Below are 14,519 nucleotides of genomic sequence, written 5' to 3'. Positions count from 1 at the left end.
TGGCAGCTTTCGGCAAACGCTCGTAGCGTGGAGAAGTGACCTCTACCAAACCTGGCATCTCCACTCTCGGCGAACTCAAGGCATCCGGACATCGGCAGCGGTCGATCAAGGAAGAGTTGCGGGAAAATCTTCTCAAGGCATTGCGTGACGGCACAGATCCGTGGCCGGGGATCGTCGGATTCGGCTCGACGGTGTTGCCGCAGTTCGAGCGCGCGATTCTGGCCGGTCACGACGTGGTTCTGCTCGGCGAGCGCGGGCAGGGCAAGACGCGACTGCTGCGCACCCTGAATTTGTTGCTCGACGAGTGGGTGCCGGTGATCGCCGGAGCCGAACTCGGTGAGCATCCCTACGAGCCCATCACCCCTGCCAGCATCAGGAAGGCGAAGGAACTCGGCGACGACCTTCCCGTCGAATGGCGGCATCGCAGCGAGCGGTACGCCGAGAAGCTCGCGACCCCGGATACCTCGGTGGCGGACCTCGTCGGCGACGTCGATCCGGTGAAAGTCGCCGAGGGCCGCAGCCTCGGCGACCCGGAAACCATTCACTTCGGCCTGGTCCCGCGTAGCCACCGCGGCATCGTTGCGATCAACGAGCTCCCCGACCTTGCCGAGCGCATCCAGGTGTCGTTGCTCAACGTGATGGAGGAGCGCGACATCCAGGTTCGCGGCTACACGCTGCGCCTGCCGCTCGACGTCATGTTGGTCGCGAGCGCGAACCCGGAGGATTACACCAACCGCGGACGCATCATCACCCCGCTCAAGGACCGTTTCGGAGCCGAGATCAGGACTCACTACCCCCTCGAACTCGGCGCCGAGGTAGCCGTCATCGATCAGGAAGCGGAGCTGCAGGCCGCAGTCCCGACCTACCTGCTCGAGGTGTTGGCCCGATTCACCCGACTGCTGCGCGAGTCGCCGTCGGTGGACCAGCGCTCCGGCGTTTCCGCCCGATTCGCGATCGCCGCAGCCGAAACCATCGCTGCCGCAGCCGTTCACCGAGCCGCAATCCTGGGGGAGGCCGAGCCCGTGGCCCGGCCGGTGGATCTCGGCACCATCATCGAGGTGCTGCGCGGCAAGGTCGAATTCGAATCCGGCGAAGAAGGCCGCGAAATCGAGGTGCTCGAGCACATGCTGCGCCGCGCGACCGCGGATACCGTCCGAGCACATCTCGGCGGCATCAACCTCGCAGCTCTGGTGACGGCAGTTGAGACCGGCGAACCGATCGTCACCGGCGACCGCATCACCGCCAAGGCGCTGCTCGACGAGCTGCCCGACGTCGAGGTCATCGGCGACATCCACGAGCGGCTCAACGCCACCTCGGACGGGGAGAAGGCGGCCGCCGTCGAACTTGCCCTCGAGGGCCTCTACCTCGCGCGTCGCATCTCGAAGGACCCCGACGACGACGGTCAGACGGTGTACAGCTGATGCGTCGCTCCAGATACGGGCGGTATCACGACGGTCCGGATCCCCTTGCGCCACCGGTGGATCTGCGCGAGGCGCTCGACGCGATCGGCGAGGACGTGCTCGAGGGCGCGTCACCGCGTCGGGCATTGCAGGAGATGCTGCGTCGCGGGACGAAGAACATGCGCGGGCTCGACGACCTGGCCGCGCAGGCCGCGAAGCGTCGTCGAGATCTGTTGAAGAAGAACAACCTCGACGGCACGCTGCAGGAAGTACGTGAGCTGCTGGACAAGGCAGTACTCGAGGAGCGCAAGGCGTTGGCGCGTGCTCTCGACGACGATGCTCGCTTCCAAGAGATGCAGATCGGCGATCTGTCTCCGTCCACTGCCCAAGCGGTGCAGGAACTTTCGGACTACGACTGGCGTTCGTCCGAGGGTCGCGAGAACTACGAGAAGATCAAGGATCTGCTCGGACGCGAAATGCTCGATCAGCGTTTCGCGGGCATGAAGCAAGCTCTCGAAGGTGCCACCGAGGAGGACCGTCAGGCCATCAGCGACATGCTGAAGGACCTCAACGAATTGCTCGACGCCCACAACAAGGGCGAGGACACCGACGAGCAGTTCGAGAAGTTCATGGACAAGCACGGTCAGCATTTCCCGGAGAACCCCGAGAATGTCGACGAGTTGTTGGACTCGCTCGCCCAGCGGGCGGCAGCGGCGCAGCGGTTGCGCAACTCTCTGACGCCCGAGCAGCGGGCCGAGCTCGATGCATTGGCACAGCAGGCCTTCGGCGACTCGAATCTGCTGAATCAGCTCGATCAGCTCAATCAGAATCTCCAGCAGGCCCGGCCCGGTGAGGATTGGGACGGCTCGCAGAACTTCCGCGGCGAGAACGGTATGGGCCTGGGCGACGGTACCGGTGCGCTCCAGGACATCGCCGATCTCGAGAACCTGGGAAATCAGCTCTCGCAGCAGTACAACGGTGCCGCACTGGACGACATCGATGCCGACGCCCTGCTGAAGCAACTCGGGCCCGAGGCGGCGGCCGATGCCAGAATGCTCGCCGAGCTCGAAAAGGCCCTGCAGCAGCAGGGTTTCATGGACAAGGGTGCCGACGGGCAATGGCGTCTGTCACCCAAGGCGATGCGTCAGCTGGGGCAGTCTGCGCTCAAGGACGTCGCGGGAAAGCTGTCCCGGCGCGGCGGCGAGCGAGACACCCGCAAGGCGGGTGCGATGGGGGAGCCCACCGGAGCGTCGCGAGCGTGGGAGTTCGGTGACACCGAGCCGTGGGATGTCACGCGGACGGTCAACAATGCGGTACTGCGCTCGGCGGCAACAGGATCGGGCTTCCCGGTGCAGTTGCAGGTGACCGATGTGGAGATCAGCGAGACCGAGACGCGAACGCAGGCTGCGGTGGCGCTGCTGGTCGACACGTCGTTCTCGATGGTGATGGACGGCCGCTGGGTGCCGATGAAGCGCACGGCACTGGCGCTCAATCACCTGGTCAGCACCCGATTTCGCGGTGACGACCTGCAACTCATCGGATTCGGCAGGCACGCACAGACATTGACGGCCTCGGAGTTGGCCGGGTTGGACGGTGCCTACGATCAGGGCACCAATCTGCATCACGCGTTGATGCTTGCGGTGCGGCATCTGCGGCGTCATCCCAACGCGCAGCCGGTGGTGTTGATCGTCACCGACGGTGAGCCGACTGCTCATCTCGAGCCGGACGGTCACGCGTTCTTCGACTACCCGCCGTCTTCGAAGACCCTAGGATTGACCGTGCGCGAGCTCGATACCGTTGCGAAACTAGGGGCGCAGGTGACGATCTTCCGGCTCGGCGACGATCCCGGTCTGGCTCGGGTGGTCGACAAGATGGCCGAGCGTGTGGGCGGACGCGTCATCGCGCCGGATCTCGACGGACTCGGTGCTGCGGTGGTGACCGACTACCTCAAGCGTCGGCGATCCTAGGTTTGTCGGGGTCCTTGATCTCGACCGACACCCCACCCCAGAACGCGAAGCCGGTGACGACCACGCGCGGTGCACCCGGGTGGGCCGCGCTGATGTGCTCGAATCCGCCCATGATGCCCATGCCGCGGACCTCGACGCTCACTCCGGGCGGCACGGTGACTTCGATGCCGCCCATGATGGCCACGCAGTTGATGGTGGTTTCTTCGGCGGAGAACGACGCACGGCGTAGGTCGAGTTCGATGCCACCCCAGAAGGCGAACGCGTCGATGCGCGCCGCCGCGGTCCACTCGCCTTTGCGCACGGCACCGCTCATGATGGCGATCACGCGGTCGTTCGCGGAGCCACCGGATGGTGCACGTGCGGGAGGTGGAGACAGGACCAGGTCTCCGGTGAGTTCGTCGAGTTCGCCGTAGGTCTTTGCCCGGTACACCGCTGCCGTGCGTTCGTCGTACTCGGTGACGGTGAGTTGGCCGTTGGCGAAGGCGTCGCTCAGCAGCTGCGCGACCAGATTTCTGTCCGCATCGGCCGCACGAATTCGGCTTCGATCTCGGTCTGGCAGATGATCGCTCACCGCCCGGACCCTACCTGTGTGAGGGTCAGGCCGCATTCAGGATGGTGCGGCTCCCGAGGGGAGAGGCCAATGTCATCTGCATGGTGGCGTAGACGGCCACCATGATGCAGGACTTGTCGGCGGCGTCGGGCTTGGTCCCGGTACGCAGTTCGATGGTGACGGTGGTGTCGGTCTCGGTCACCGACGCGTCGGCTCCGTAGCACTCGGGAGTGCCGGTGACGAAGTGGACCGCGATGGTGTTGGGGGAGACCTGGCTCCACGACTCGAACGGAGTGGTGGTGGCGCGGATCAGATCGGGGGTGGGCTCGAACATCGTGCCGACGTCGCCGACGGGCACTTCGTGCGGAACCGGAGGTGCGCTGGGTTGCTGAGCGAGACCGACCGGTGTGGTGGATCCGACCGTCGGCGTCGTCTCGTCGTCGCTGCCGGAGGCGGTGCTGCAGCCGACCAGCAGCAGGCACAACATGACTCCTGCAGCGAGAAACCTCATGTGACCAAACTAGCGCTGTGAGCTGAGGAGAACCTTTGTGTTCGGCTCATGCGAGGAAGAGTGTCACGAGTGCGATGACGGGGATCGAGACGAGCGTGGTCACGAACGCAGTGTCTCGGGCGAGCACAACCCCGCGCTGGTAGCGGCTGGCGAAGACGAACACGTTCTGCGCGGTCGGCAGCGCCGAGACGACGACGATGGCGAACAGATCGTGCCCGTCCAGACCGAACACGAACCGGGCCATGAGGTAGCCGAGCAGGGGTTGCAGTGCCATCTTGAACACCGTGGCCAGGGCCACGTCCCGTCGTGGACTGATGCCCTTCTGCAGCACTCGGGCACCGTAGAGAGACAGGCCGAAGGCGAGCAACGCGCCGGGGACGGACGCGTTCCCGACGAGCTGGAAAGGCTGCATCAAGGCCTCGGGCAGCTCGAACCCGGTGATGGACAGAACCAATCCTGCTGCGCCGGCCAGCACGATCGGGTTCCGGAACGGTGTGGTGACGGTCTTGAGCACCGAGACCTTCTCGATCTCCGTCGAGACATCGAGAATGGTCACCGCGATCGGGGTGTAGACCATGATCTGGAACAGCAGCAGGGGAGCGACGAAGTTCGCGTCGCCGAGCACGAAGACGGCAATCGGGATACCCAGGTTGGCGGCGTTGACGTACGAACTCGCGAGTGCGCCGACGGTCGCGTCGGGCACGGCTCGTTTCAGAGCCAGCTTGGCTATGACGAAATAGACGGCGCCGACGAGCAGTGCGGTGGTGCCGGCTACGGCCAGTACAGGCGACAGAATGACCGACAGATCCGAGTTCGCCAGCGTGACGAACAGCAGTGCGGGCGTCGCGACGAAGAACACGAGTCGGCTCAGTACGAACTGGCCGTGTTCGCCGAGCACTTTCAGGTGGGCGAGCAGGTAACCCAGTGCGATGACGACGAAGATGACGGTGAAGCCCTCGAGGACGCCGGACATCTACGGACTGCTCATCTCTGGATCGGGAACGACAGAGAGGCCACGTAGCCGATGGCTACGTGGCCTCTCTGAACGAAAGTTTGGATCAGCGGCTGGTGAACGGCAGCAATGCCATCTCACGAGCGTTCTTCACTGCGACAGCGACCTGGCGCTGCTGCTGCGGGGTGAGCCCGGTGACCCGACGGCTGCGGATCTTGCCGCGGTCCGAGATGAACTGACGAAGGAGGTTGATGTCCTTGTAGTCCACCGTGGTGACCTTGGCGGCGTTCAACGGGTTCTTCTTCGGTCGACGGCCTGCCTCTGCGCGGACCTTCTTCGACGGTGCTCTCTTGACTGCCATCTGAAACCTTTTCCCTTTACCAGCTCGACTTGTGGACGCCTGGCAGCTCCCCACGGTGAGCCATCTCGCGCATTTTCACGCGGGACAGCCCGAATTTCCGTAGATAACCGCGCGGACGTCCATCCGCAGCGTCACGATTGCGTAATCGTACCGGACTCGAATCGCGCGGCAGACGCTGCAGTGCTGCTTGGGCCTGTGCGCGCTCGGAGTCGCTGCTCGAGGGCCTGCGGATGGTCTCCTTGAGCTCGGCGCGACGGGTTGCCCACCGGGCGACGACGACCTTGCGCTGTTCGTTCTTGGCGATCTTCGACTTCTTCGCCACGGCTATCGCTCCTCTCGGAAATCGACGTGCTTGCGCACGACCGGGTCGTACTTCTTCATCACCAGTCGATCGGGATCGTTGCGACGGTTCTTGCGAGTGACGTAGGTGTAGCCGGTCCCCGCGGTCGACTTCAGCTTGACGATCGGACGGACGTCCGTGCTCTTGCCCATCAGATCTTCTCCCCACGTGCGCGGATCTTGGCGACGACGGCATCGATGCCGTCGCGGTCGATGGTCTTGATGCCCTTGGCCGAGAGCGTGAGAGTGACGCGTCGGCCGAGGCTGGGTGCGTAGTACGTCTTGCGTTGGATGTTGGGGTCCCACCTACGGCTGGTTCGCACGTGGGAGTGCGAGACGGATTTTCCGAAGCCGGGGGTGCGGCCGGTGACTTGGCAGTGCGCTGACACGAGCACTCCTTTCTTTCCGTTATGACAATCGTTTTCGACAAAGCGTGATCTCGAATGTAGCGTGCATCCTCAGAGAATGACAATCGTTGTCGAGAAGAAGGGTGCTCGTGAACAACTCACCGGACGATCGAACCCCGATGGTCCTCGTCTCCGGCTGGACCGGAGCCATGGACGCGGTCGTGACGTCGCTGCTCGCGCCGGGGACAGTCGCGGTCCGCCACGATCTGAGCCGCGTCGCCGAAGGCGTCGTGCGTCGCACACTCTCCGTATTGGGGGAGAACCCGCGCGAGACCATTCTGGAGCTGGCGCACGGCTGCGTCTCGTGCACACTTCGGGAGGATCTGCTTCCGCTGCTGCGCGCACTGTCCGCCCGCAGCAACGTCGATCGCATCGTGCTCGCCATGGACCCCGCGCTCGAGCCCGAGGCACTGTGCTGGGCCGTGGACAACGTCGTCGTTGCGGGTGTCGTCGGGCAGATCGACGGCCCGGCCTCGCGTGACGTCCGCATCGAGGCGGTGGTCGACTGCCTCGATGCCGCAACCTGGCTGGCCGACGCCACCGGCGACGACGCCATGGCCGACCGAGGGATCGTCGCCAGTGGTGACGACGATCGAACTGTCGCGCAGTTGGTGGTGGGGCAGGTTGACTATGCCGATGCGCTCGTCGTCACCGCGGGACCGGACGTCGACGCGTGGGAGCGGGCCCGGCTTGCTGCCGTCCTCGCGCGGCTGGCACCGAATGCGCCGGTCGTCTGGGTTTCTCAGGACGCAATGGTCGACGCCCCAGCGCTTCTCGCGTCCGTGCCCGCCGATGCCCGTCGCGGTGCGATCACCGACGCGCATTCGCCATTGCTGCGTGGTCAGCCGCCGCTGGCCGTCGACTGCGGCGTCACCCTGGTCGAGTTCACCGCAACACGGCCTTTTCATCCCGAACGATTGCACGAGGCCATCGACGTGCTGCTCGACGGCGTCGTCACCGCTCGGGGGCGGGCATGGGTCGCCACTCAGCCCGACGAAGCGCTGTGGATCGAATCGGCCGGCGGCGGTCTTCGTGTTGCGAGCGCCGGAAAGTGGCTTGCCGCAATGGAACCGGAGCAGCAGGACCGCGTCGATGCCACCCGTCGGGCAATGGCGGCGCTGCGATGGGACGAGAAGTTCGGCGACCGTGACACCTCGCTGGTGATCCTCGTGCACGAGGCCGACCCCACCGAGATCGACCGAACCCTGCAGTGGGCGTTGGTATCCGACGACGAGATGACGGACCCCTCGGCGTGGTCCGGCTGGACCGATCCGTTCGGTCAGTGGCACGAAGACCCCTGCGACAGCAGCGAATCCCCGTACGCAGAACAATCACGAGAGGCTACAGAATGAAACCAGGCATCCACCCCGACTACCACCCGGTCGTGTTCCAGGATTCGAGTACCGGCAACAAGTTCCTCACCAGGTCCACCGTCACGTCCGCGCGCGAGACCGAATGGGAGGACGGCAACACCTACCCGCTGATCGTCGTCGACGTCTCGTCCGAATCGCACCCCTTCTGGACCGGAGCCGCTCGCGTGATGGACACGCAGGGACGCGTCGAGAAATTCGAGAAGCGTTACGGTCGACGAAGCCGAAAGGACGCCTGAACCATGGCTGTTCCGAAGAGAAAGATGTCGCGCTCGAACACCAGGAGCCGTCGTGCGCAATGGAAAGCCGTTGCTCCTGATCTGGTGACCGTGCGGTTCCAAGGTCGCGAGTTCCGAGTGCCACGGAGATTGGTCAAAGCAGTACAGACCGGGGTGTACGACCCGAGCTGACCCTCGACGGGTCTATCTTCACTTTCATGAACGACGGACCCAATGCGCGAGATGTGAAGCGGTGGCGGCAGTATCTCGCCGACGAGCGGGCCGAGGCTGCCGTCTATCGCGATCTGGCAGGCCGACGCGTCGGCGAGGAACGCGAGATATTGCTCGCACTCGCCGATGCGGAGGGCCGCCACGAGCAGCATTGGCGAAACCTACTGGGCGAGCGGGTCGGCATGCCGCTCAAGGGCGACATCCGCACCCGCATCCTCGGTGTGCTGGCGCGTCGGTTCGGCTCGGTGTTCGTGCTCGCATTGGCGCAGCGCGCCGAAACGCGCTCTCCGTATGCCACCGACTCCGATGCCACCGACGCCATGACGGCCGATGAGCAGATCCATGCCGAGGTCATCAGGGCACTCGCTGCCCGCGGTCGCAATCGACTGTCCGGCACGTTCCGGGCCGCAGTGTTCGGTGCCAACGACGGCTTGGTGAGCAACCTGGCTCTGGTCCTGGGCATCAGCGGATCCGGTGTGTCCAATCAGATCGTTCTCGTCACCGGACTGGCAGGACTGCTCGCCGGCGCACTGTCGATGGGCGCGGGCGAGTACGTCTCGGTCCGCTCGCAACGCGAACTGCTCGAGGCGTCGTCGCCGGACAGTGCCGCGCGCGATGCCGTCCAACACCTCGACGTCGACGCCAACGAACTGGCGCTGGTCTACCGGGCGCGGGGCATGACCCACGAGGAAGCCGACGCCAAAGCCGCCGAAGTGCTGCGAGTACTACCTGCCGACGAGATGGCCCCCGACGTCGATCAGCACGAGTCCATCGGAACCGGCCTCGGTGCCGCCGGGGCCAGTTTCTGCTTCTTCGCCTCCGGTGCCGTCATCCCGGTGCTGCCGTATCTGTTCGGCCTCGAAGGTTATGTGGCACTTGCCGTTGCCGCCGTCCTCGTCGGAATCGCATTGATCTGTACCGGCTTGGTGGTGGGACTGCTCAGCGGCGGGCCACCGGTCAAACGTGCTCTGCGACAGTTGGCCATCGGCTACGGCGCGGCTGGGGCGACGTATCTACTGGGACTCGCATTCGGTGGGGGAGTGTAGGTTCTGGCTAAAGGTCGAGGATCCCGACAACCTGTCCTTGTCGGTGGGTCGGCCGACAATGTCGATATGCCCATCATCGATTTGACTCGCGAGGATCACGCCTACTTCATCGGACTGTTTCAAACCGACGGTCATCTCGAAAGCGGGAAAGGGCAAAAAGGGAAAGCAACCATCGAACTATCGGCTGTCGACGTCGACTTGCTCACGCGGCTTCCACAACTTTTCGATGGTGTCAGATCTTCCGTATCCACGAGAACGCGCACGACGAACTTTTCTTCTGAGTACACAAGTGCCACCTGGCGTGTCTGCAACCTCGCATTCCGACGCGAACTGGAATTGTGCGGAGTTCCGGCCGGTCGCAAGTCCAACCAGGTGGCTCCGCCTGTCGGCCCGTTTCATCATCGGGGATACTTCCGAGGATTGCTCGATGGCGATGGCAGTGTCGGATTCACTCGGACGGGTGTGCCTTTCGTAGGTTTTGTTACGGCCTCGTCCAGCTTGGCGGACTTCTTCTGCTCGACGGTACGCACAGTTAGCGGGGCTCTTCGCACCGCGAAACGCAACACTCGCGACGACGTGTTCTCGTTGATTGTCGCGAACGACCCAGCGGCGCGTCTGGCTGAGTGGGCCTACCCTCCAGGTTGTTTCGCGCTGGATCGAAAGCGATTGGCGGCAGAGTCAGTCGCCGCTTGGATGAGGCCACCGGGAATGCGTGCTCGCCCACTCCTAGGAAGAAGGTCGTGGTCGGCGGAGGAGGACGCTATTGCGTTGTCCTCGACCGTGAAGGAGGCAGCCAGAGTGCTCGGCCGAACGGAGAGCGCCGTAGTCATCCGTCGCTGGAGACTGCGGCATGCGGACGGCACCGATGTTTGAGGGGACTGCGGCCGCGGCGCACTTCTCGGTTGAAAAGTACGGCATGTGCTTGGGATGCCCCGGTGCCGACTTCATCGACGAGATTCCCGACGCCTACAAGTCGATCGATGTCGTGATGGAGGATGCCCGGGACCTGGTGACCATCCAGCACGAGTTGCGGCAGATCCTCAACGTCAAGGGGACCTGAGTTCACCTCCCGTCGTGCGTGGAAATTCGTAGTGGGTCACGAACTTCCATGCACGACGGGATTGTCCTCGTTCGTCCCGTTGTGCATCGGTGTTCTCGTGCTGTTCACTCAAGTGCTTCGCTTGGTTAACGGATAGAGCGGGCGTCACCGCCACGATCGAGTCATGACGCTCAATCCCGCAGGCGAGACCGTCGCGACCGGTATCCCGGGCACGCTCGCCGAGAACATGACCATGGCCGAGCAGCACGATTGGCATCGGTCATTCCTGCGGCGGCACCCGGTCAGTCGTCGAAACTTCCTGGTGGGAGCCGCCGCGACGGCTGCCGCGATAGGCGTCGGGAATTCGGTGTTCGCGCGCACCGCCTATGCGCAGGACGCTCCACTGGCTGTGGCCGGTCGGCACATGGGATTCGGAAACGACCCGGCGACGCAGTTGCGGTTCTCCGCTCAGCTTTCTCGGAACCCCGGGCTCACCGGAGTCTTTCTCGACCACGGCCCCACGCCGGCGCTGGGCGCGACGACCTCTGCCGAGGTGCGCAACCTGATCAGCCAGGTACCGCAGACCGACGGCGGAATTCTGTCGGCAGAGCAGTACTACGTGCATGTTCCCGTCGACAATCTGACGCCGAAGTTGCCGCACTACTACCGCTGGCGCACCGCCGACGGCTTCGTGAGCGATATTCGCAGCGCATCTCCGGCGCTGCCGTCGGGCCGAATCGCACCGTTCAGGTTCACGATGATGGGCGATCAGGGCGTCGACGAAACACCCTCGCAACCAGAAGGCCTGGTCGCCGGCGACTACGACGACCAGTACTACAAGGCCGACAACGAACCGTCGGTCAAGCACGCGCGCAACATCAATCGGCAGATCGAGGCCTCGCACCCGGACTTCCACATCCTCGCCGGTGACATCGCGTATGCGGACCCGTCGGGTGCCGGTCTGCCGCCGCAGTTCGCGAAGCACGGACAGACGCCGCCGAAGGGATTCGACAAGTTCAACCCCTTCGTCTGGGACGGCTATTTCCAGGCGATCGAAGCCAGTGCGTCGACCGCGCCGTGGTTGTTCGCCACTGGCAACCACGACATGGAAGCGCTGTACAGCCCCAACGGATACGGCGGCCATGCGGCGCGTCTGGATCAGCCGAGCAACGGCCCGAAGGGCTGCCCGTCGGCGTACTCGTTCGTCTACGGCAACACCGCGGTGCTCTCGCTCGACGCGAACGACGTCAGCTACGAGATCAAAGCCAATACCGGGTACAGCGGTGGGGCCCAGAACACCTGGGTGGAGCAGACATTGGCGAAGTACCGTGCCGATCCGAACATCGACTTCATCGTCTGCTTCTTCCATCACTGCGCGTACTCGACCACGTCGACGCATGCGAGCGACGGCGGCGTGCGCGACGCATGGGTTTCGTTGTTCGACAGGTACGAGGTGGATGTGGTGCTCCAGGCTCACAACCACGTCTTCGAACGCACCGATCCCATTCGCGGCAACCGTGCGACGCGGGTCGCCGGTGACAACGCCACGGTCGACGGAAAGACCGACGGCACCGTGTATTACACCGTCGGCGGTGGTGGTCGTCCCCGCTATACGTTCCAGGACGGCGAAGGCGTGAGCTACCGCGGCAACGAGTTGCCCGACACCGCAGTTCCCAACAGTTACGTCTGGGCGCCGGACGGCACGAAGTCGGCCGAGTCCATCACCTGGTCGAGGGTGCGGTTCCTGAACTACTCGTTCGTCAGAGTCGATGTGGTGCCGGGCATTCCGGGCATCACCGCCAGCAGAATGACGATCGGTGCCATCGACGAATACGGCAACGAGTTCGACAGGTTGACCTTCACCCGCGACATCCCGATCGGCCCGAGGTCCGGTTCGTCCTGAGTGCCTGCGGCAGTGGTGCGGTTGAGTGCCCCCTGAGGCACTCGAGCACGCCACTGCGGCGGAGCCGCACTACAACCACTTCTGACGCTTGAACACCACGAACAGTGCAGTCGAGCAGATCGCCATGGCGAGCAGTGCCATCGGGTAGCCGAGTTGCCATTTCAATTCCGGCATGTCGTCGAAGTTCATGCCGTAGATGGCGGCGATCAGGGAGGGCGCGAAAAGAATTGCACCCCATGACGAGATGCGCTTGACCTGTTCGTTCTGCTCCAGGCTGGCTTCGGTCATGTTGCGCATCTCTTCGTTCTGCTGCTGCGCGACGATGGTCGAGTGCACGGTCAACGCATTCTGCAGGTTGGATCGGAAGGACTCGATGCGGTCGGAGACTCGGATCGCGTGATCGTGAACGTCGCGCAGGTAGCGCTGCAGTTCCACGTCCACGTTGTACTTGTCCGACCCTCGCTTGAGCGATTCGATCATCTCGACGAGTGGCTTTGCAGCACGGTCGAATTCGGACACTTCACGGAGCAGCGAATAGATTCGACGCGAGACCGACGGATCGCCGGTGAACAGCTGATCCTCGATCTCGTCGATGTCGTTCTGCAGTCCGGTGACCACCGGGACGTACTCGTCGACCACTTGATCGAGGATGCCGTAGAGGATCGCTTCGGGTCCGAGTTCGATCAGTTCGGGAGATCCTTCGAGGCGCTTTCGCACCATCGCCAGGTCGGGGGATTCGGCATGGCGAATGGTGACGACGAAGTCCGGACCGAGAAAGATGTGCAATTCGCCGAATTCGACCTTTTCGGTCTCGTCGACGTATCGCGCGGGCCGGAGAACGACGAACAGCTGCTCGGCGTACCGTTCCAGTTTCGGCCGCTGGTGGGCTGCGATGGCGTCCTCGACGGCGAGCCGGTGCAGGCCGAACTCGTCTGCCACAGCCATGATTTCGGCGACCTCGGGTCGGTACAACCCGATCCATGCCATTCCGTGCCGCTCGCGCATGACCTCGAAGGTGATATCGAGGCTCTCGGGATTGGCAGTGCGTTTTCCGTTCACGTAGACGGCGTTGTCGATGATCGGCACTTGTTCGTTCACCTCGGTTCTGCGAAATTCTGCTGCGCACCGAGACTATCGCCTGCAACCACAACGCGGACAGTCCCGCCGCCGACGACGACGGGACCGCGCGGTCGAGTCAGCTGGTCTTTCCTGTGATCACGAGAATGGCGGCGTTCTTGTCGACCTCCACGCCCTTCTGATAGTTGGTTCCGATCGCAGTTCCGTCGATGTCGGATCCCTTGATGTTGACGGTCGTGAAGCCCAGATCCTCCAGGGTCTGTTCGGCTGCGGTCGCGGTCATGTCGTAGACGTCCGGGATCTCGATCCGGCTGTCGGGTGTCGACGCGTTGGCGACGGCTCCACCACTGAGCGTGAGTGCCGCGGCGGCTGCGACGGCTGCGATCGACTTCTTGAATCCACTGCGCATGATGTGCTCCTCGTTGTCGTGATCGGTTATGTCTCAAAGCTGCTCGCCGATGCTGGGGCGGGCCTCGGATGTTGCTGTCAGATCCCTGTCAGCGCCGTGACATGCTGGTCCGATGCTTCTCGACGTGCTCGGATTGATCGGTATCGCGGCCTTCGCGGCCTCCGGTGCGTTGATCGGAGTGCATCGCCGGTTGGATCTGTTCGGGGTGTGCGTCGTCGGAATCACGACGGGTATCGGCGGTGGCATCATTCGCGATCTGCTGCTCGGCATCCACCCGCCGACGTCCCTGGACACGTGGCCGAACCTCACCGTCGGCTTCCTGGCCTCGCTGGTCGTGTTCGTCGCGCATCGGCAGATGGGCAAGGTGCGACGCGGAGTTCTGGTGCTCGACGCATTCGGCATGGGCCTGTTCGCATCGACCGGCGCGACGATTGCCTTGGCTTCGGGAGGTAGCGCGTTGGCCGGAGCTCTCATCGGCACGACGACGGCCGTGGCGGGCGGCGTGATCCGAGACGTTCTGGTCAACGAAGTTCCGCTGCTGCTACACCGCGACCTCTATGCGCTGCCGGCTCTGCTCGGTGCGTCGGCCGTCGTGTTGGCCGACGCTGCGGGTCTGCCGGAGAACGTGGGTCTGATCGTGGGAACACTGCTCGCGACGGGGTTGCGTCTGCTCGCGCTGTGGCGAAAGTGGAACCTCCCGCTGGCCAAGCACCTACCCACTCCGTAGTCGGATTGGGCA

General features: G+C 63.9%; 17 protein-coding genes and 1 pseudogene. 9 read left to right on the top strand and 9 right to left on the bottom strand.

The genetic code is table 11. From position 1 onward, the window contains the following. The first annotated feature begins 35 nt into the window (after positions 1 to 35). Positions 36 to 1,421: a sigma 54-interacting transcriptional regulator gene (locus QM615_RS06765; RefSeq protein WP_283347132.1), complete on the top strand. Its 1,386-nt coding sequence runs from the start codon at positions 36 to 38 to the stop codon at positions 1,419 to 1,421. Beyond that, positions 1,421 to 3,367 (top strand): vWA domain-containing protein, encoded by a 1,947-nt coding sequence (locus tag QM615_RS06760; RefSeq protein WP_283347131.1) that lies wholly within the window; start codon positions 1,421 to 1,423, stop codon positions 3,365 to 3,367. The genes QM615_RS06765 and QM615_RS06760 overlap by 1 nt, the downstream gene beginning before the upstream one ends. Here QM615_RS06760 and QM615_RS06755 read toward each other — a convergent pair. The 7 genes from QM615_RS06755 to rpmB form a co-directional block, all read right to left on the bottom strand. Next, positions 3,348 to 3,938, bottom strand: coding sequence for a DUF1707 SHOCT-like domain-containing protein (locus tag QM615_RS06755; RefSeq protein ID WP_269594622.1), 591 nt, complete (start codon positions 3,936 to 3,938; stop codon positions 3,348 to 3,350). The genes QM615_RS06760 and QM615_RS06755 overlap by 20 nt on opposite strands. 25 nt (positions 3,939 to 3,963) lie before the next feature. Further along, a complete protein-coding gene (locus QM615_RS06750; protein ID WP_068050174.1) occupies positions 3,964 to 4,428 on the bottom strand; it encodes a hypothetical protein in 465 nt (154 codons plus the stop codon). A 46-nt stretch (positions 4,429 to 4,474) separates the two neighbouring features. After that, a complete protein-coding gene (locus tag QM615_RS06745) occupies positions 4,475 to 5,401 on the bottom strand; it encodes an AEC family transporter (protein ID WP_269594623.1) in 927 nt (308 codons plus the stop codon). A gap of 85 nt (positions 5,402 to 5,486) precedes the next feature. After that, positions 5,487 to 5,741, bottom strand: a complete 255-nt coding sequence (gene rpsR / locus QM615_RS06740) for a 30S ribosomal protein S18 (protein WP_008719028.1) — start codon at positions 5,739 to 5,741, stop codon at positions 5,487 to 5,489. A gap of 16 nt (positions 5,742 to 5,757) precedes the next feature. Then, positions 5,758 to 6,063 (bottom strand): 30S ribosomal protein S14, encoded by a 306-nt coding sequence (gene rpsN / locus QM615_RS06735; RefSeq protein ID WP_068050178.1) that lies wholly within the window; start codon positions 6,061 to 6,063, stop codon positions 5,758 to 5,760. Positions 6,064 to 6,065: 2 nt separating this feature from the next. After that, positions 6,066 to 6,236, bottom strand: a complete 171-nt coding sequence (rpmG, locus tag QM615_RS06730) for a 50S ribosomal protein L33 (protein ID WP_170944568.1) — start codon at positions 6,234 to 6,236, stop codon at positions 6,066 to 6,068. Further along, entirely contained in the window at positions 6,233 to 6,469 is a 237-nt protein-coding gene (rpmB, locus tag QM615_RS06725; protein WP_032404320.1) for a 50S ribosomal protein L28, read from the bottom strand. The genes rpmG and rpmB overlap by 4 nt, the downstream gene beginning before the upstream one ends. Positions 6,470 to 6,606: 137 nt before the next feature. Here rpmB and mrf point away from each other — a divergent pair, with 137 nt between their 5' ends. From mrf to QM615_RS06695, 6 genes and pseudogenes are all read left to right on the top strand, one after another. Next, positions 6,607 to 7,839 carry a ribosome hibernation factor-recruiting GTPase MRF gene (mrf, locus tag QM615_RS06720; RefSeq protein ID WP_283347172.1) on the top strand — a complete coding sequence of 411 codons (1,233 nt, stop codon included), beginning with the start codon at positions 6,607 to 6,609 and terminating at the stop codon, positions 7,837 to 7,839. Beyond that, positions 7,836 to 8,096 carry a type B 50S ribosomal protein L31 gene (locus tag QM615_RS06715; protein ID WP_121870664.1) on the top strand — a complete coding sequence of 87 codons (261 nt, stop codon included), beginning with the start codon at positions 7,836 to 7,838 and terminating at the stop codon, positions 8,094 to 8,096. Before mrf ends, QM615_RS06715 begins: the two co-directional genes overlap by 4 nt. Positions 8,097 to 8,099: 3 nt before the next feature. Then, the gene (gene rpmF, locus QM615_RS06710; RefSeq protein WP_032388658.1) at positions 8,100 to 8,267 is read left to right on the top strand and encodes a 50S ribosomal protein L32; all 168 of its coding nucleotides are present in this window, start codon (positions 8,100 to 8,102) and stop codon (positions 8,265 to 8,267) included. Between the two features lie 26 nt (positions 8,268 to 8,293). Continuing rightward, positions 8,294 to 9,352 (top strand): VIT1/CCC1 transporter family protein, encoded by a 1,059-nt coding sequence (locus QM615_RS06705; RefSeq protein ID WP_283347130.1) that lies wholly within the window; start codon positions 8,294 to 8,296, stop codon positions 9,350 to 9,352. A 931-nt stretch (positions 9,353 to 10,283) separates the two neighbouring features. Continuing rightward, a pseudogene (locus QM615_RS06700) lies at positions 10,284 to 10,412 on the top strand (RtcB family protein); the annotation flags it as partial. A 163-nt stretch (positions 10,413 to 10,575) separates the two neighbouring features. After that, positions 10,576 to 12,294 carry a metallophosphoesterase gene (locus QM615_RS06695; RefSeq protein ID WP_283347129.1) on the top strand — a complete coding sequence of 573 codons (1,719 nt, stop codon included), beginning with the start codon at positions 10,576 to 10,578 and terminating at the stop codon, positions 12,292 to 12,294. A 69-nt stretch (positions 12,295 to 12,363) separates the two neighbouring features. Here the strand turns inward: QM615_RS06695 and QM615_RS06690 are convergent, their stop codons facing one another. Together QM615_RS06690 and QM615_RS06685 are read right to left on the bottom strand one after the other, a co-directional pair. Continuing rightward, entirely contained in the window at positions 12,364 to 13,380 is a 1,017-nt protein-coding gene (locus tag QM615_RS06690; RefSeq protein ID WP_094686688.1) for a magnesium and cobalt transport protein CorA, read from the bottom strand. A 109-nt stretch (positions 13,381 to 13,489) separates the two neighbouring features. Continuing rightward, on the bottom strand, positions 13,490 to 13,780 hold the full coding sequence (locus tag QM615_RS06685) for a PASTA domain-containing protein (RefSeq protein ID WP_283347128.1): 291 nt from the start codon (positions 13,778 to 13,780) through the stop codon (positions 13,490 to 13,492). A 112-nt stretch (positions 13,781 to 13,892) separates the two neighbouring features. Between QM615_RS06685 and QM615_RS06680 the strand changes: the two genes are divergently transcribed. Next, positions 13,893 to 14,507, top strand: a complete 615-nt coding sequence (locus tag QM615_RS06680) for a trimeric intracellular cation channel family protein (protein ID WP_283347127.1) — start codon at positions 13,893 to 13,895, stop codon at positions 14,505 to 14,507. Positions 14,508 to 14,519 lie beyond the last annotated feature (12 nt).

The organism is Rhodococcus sp. IEGM 1341, from assembly GCF_030056895.1.
Taxonomy (GTDB): domain Bacteria; phylum Actinomycetota; class Actinomycetes; order Mycobacteriales; family Mycobacteriaceae; genus Rhodococcoides.
The sequence above is the reverse complement of the archived record's forward strand: the minus strand, read 5'-3'. Positions and strand labels throughout refer to the sequence as shown.

Bases quoted from the DNA above. Each gene is read 5' to 3' on its own strand.
- rpsR (WP_008719028.1), bottom strand. From the start codon at position 5,741: ATGGCAGTCAAGAGAGCACCGTCGAAGAAGGTCCGCGCAGAGGCAGGC.
- mrf (WP_283347172.1), top strand. From the start codon at position 6,607: ATGGTCCTCGTCTCCGGCTGGACCGGAGCCATGGACGCGGTCGTGACG.
- QM615_RS06715 (WP_121870664.1), top strand. From the start codon at position 7,836: ATGAAACCAGGCATCCACCCCGACTACCACCCGGTCGTGTTCCAGGAT.
- QM615_RS06750 (WP_068050174.1), bottom strand. From the start codon at position 4,428: ATGAGGTTTCTCGCTGCAGGAGTCATGTTGTGCCTGCTGCTGGTCGGC.
- QM615_RS06685 (WP_283347128.1), bottom strand. From the start codon at position 13,780: ATGCGCAGTGGATTCAAGAAGTCGATCGCAGCCGTCGCAGCCGCCGCG.
- QM615_RS06760 (WP_283347131.1), top strand. From the start codon at position 1,421: ATGCGTCGCTCCAGATACGGGCGGTATCACGACGGTCCGGATCCCCTT.
- rpmF (WP_032388658.1), top strand. From the start codon at position 8,100: ATGGCTGTTCCGAAGAGAAAGATGTCGCGCTCGAACACCAGGAGCCGT.
- QM615_RS06745 (WP_269594623.1), bottom strand. From the start codon at position 5,401: ATGTCCGGCGTCCTCGAGGGCTTCACCGTCATCTTCGTCGTCATCGCA.
- QM615_RS06695 (WP_283347129.1), top strand. From the start codon at position 10,576: ATGACGCTCAATCCCGCAGGCGAGACCGTCGCGACCGGTATCCCGGGC.
- QM615_RS06680 (WP_283347127.1), top strand. From the start codon at position 13,893: ATGCTTCTCGACGTGCTCGGATTGATCGGTATCGCGGCCTTCGCGGCC.
- QM615_RS06705 (WP_283347130.1), top strand. From the start codon at position 8,294: ATGAACGACGGACCCAATGCGCGAGATGTGAAGCGGTGGCGGCAGTAT.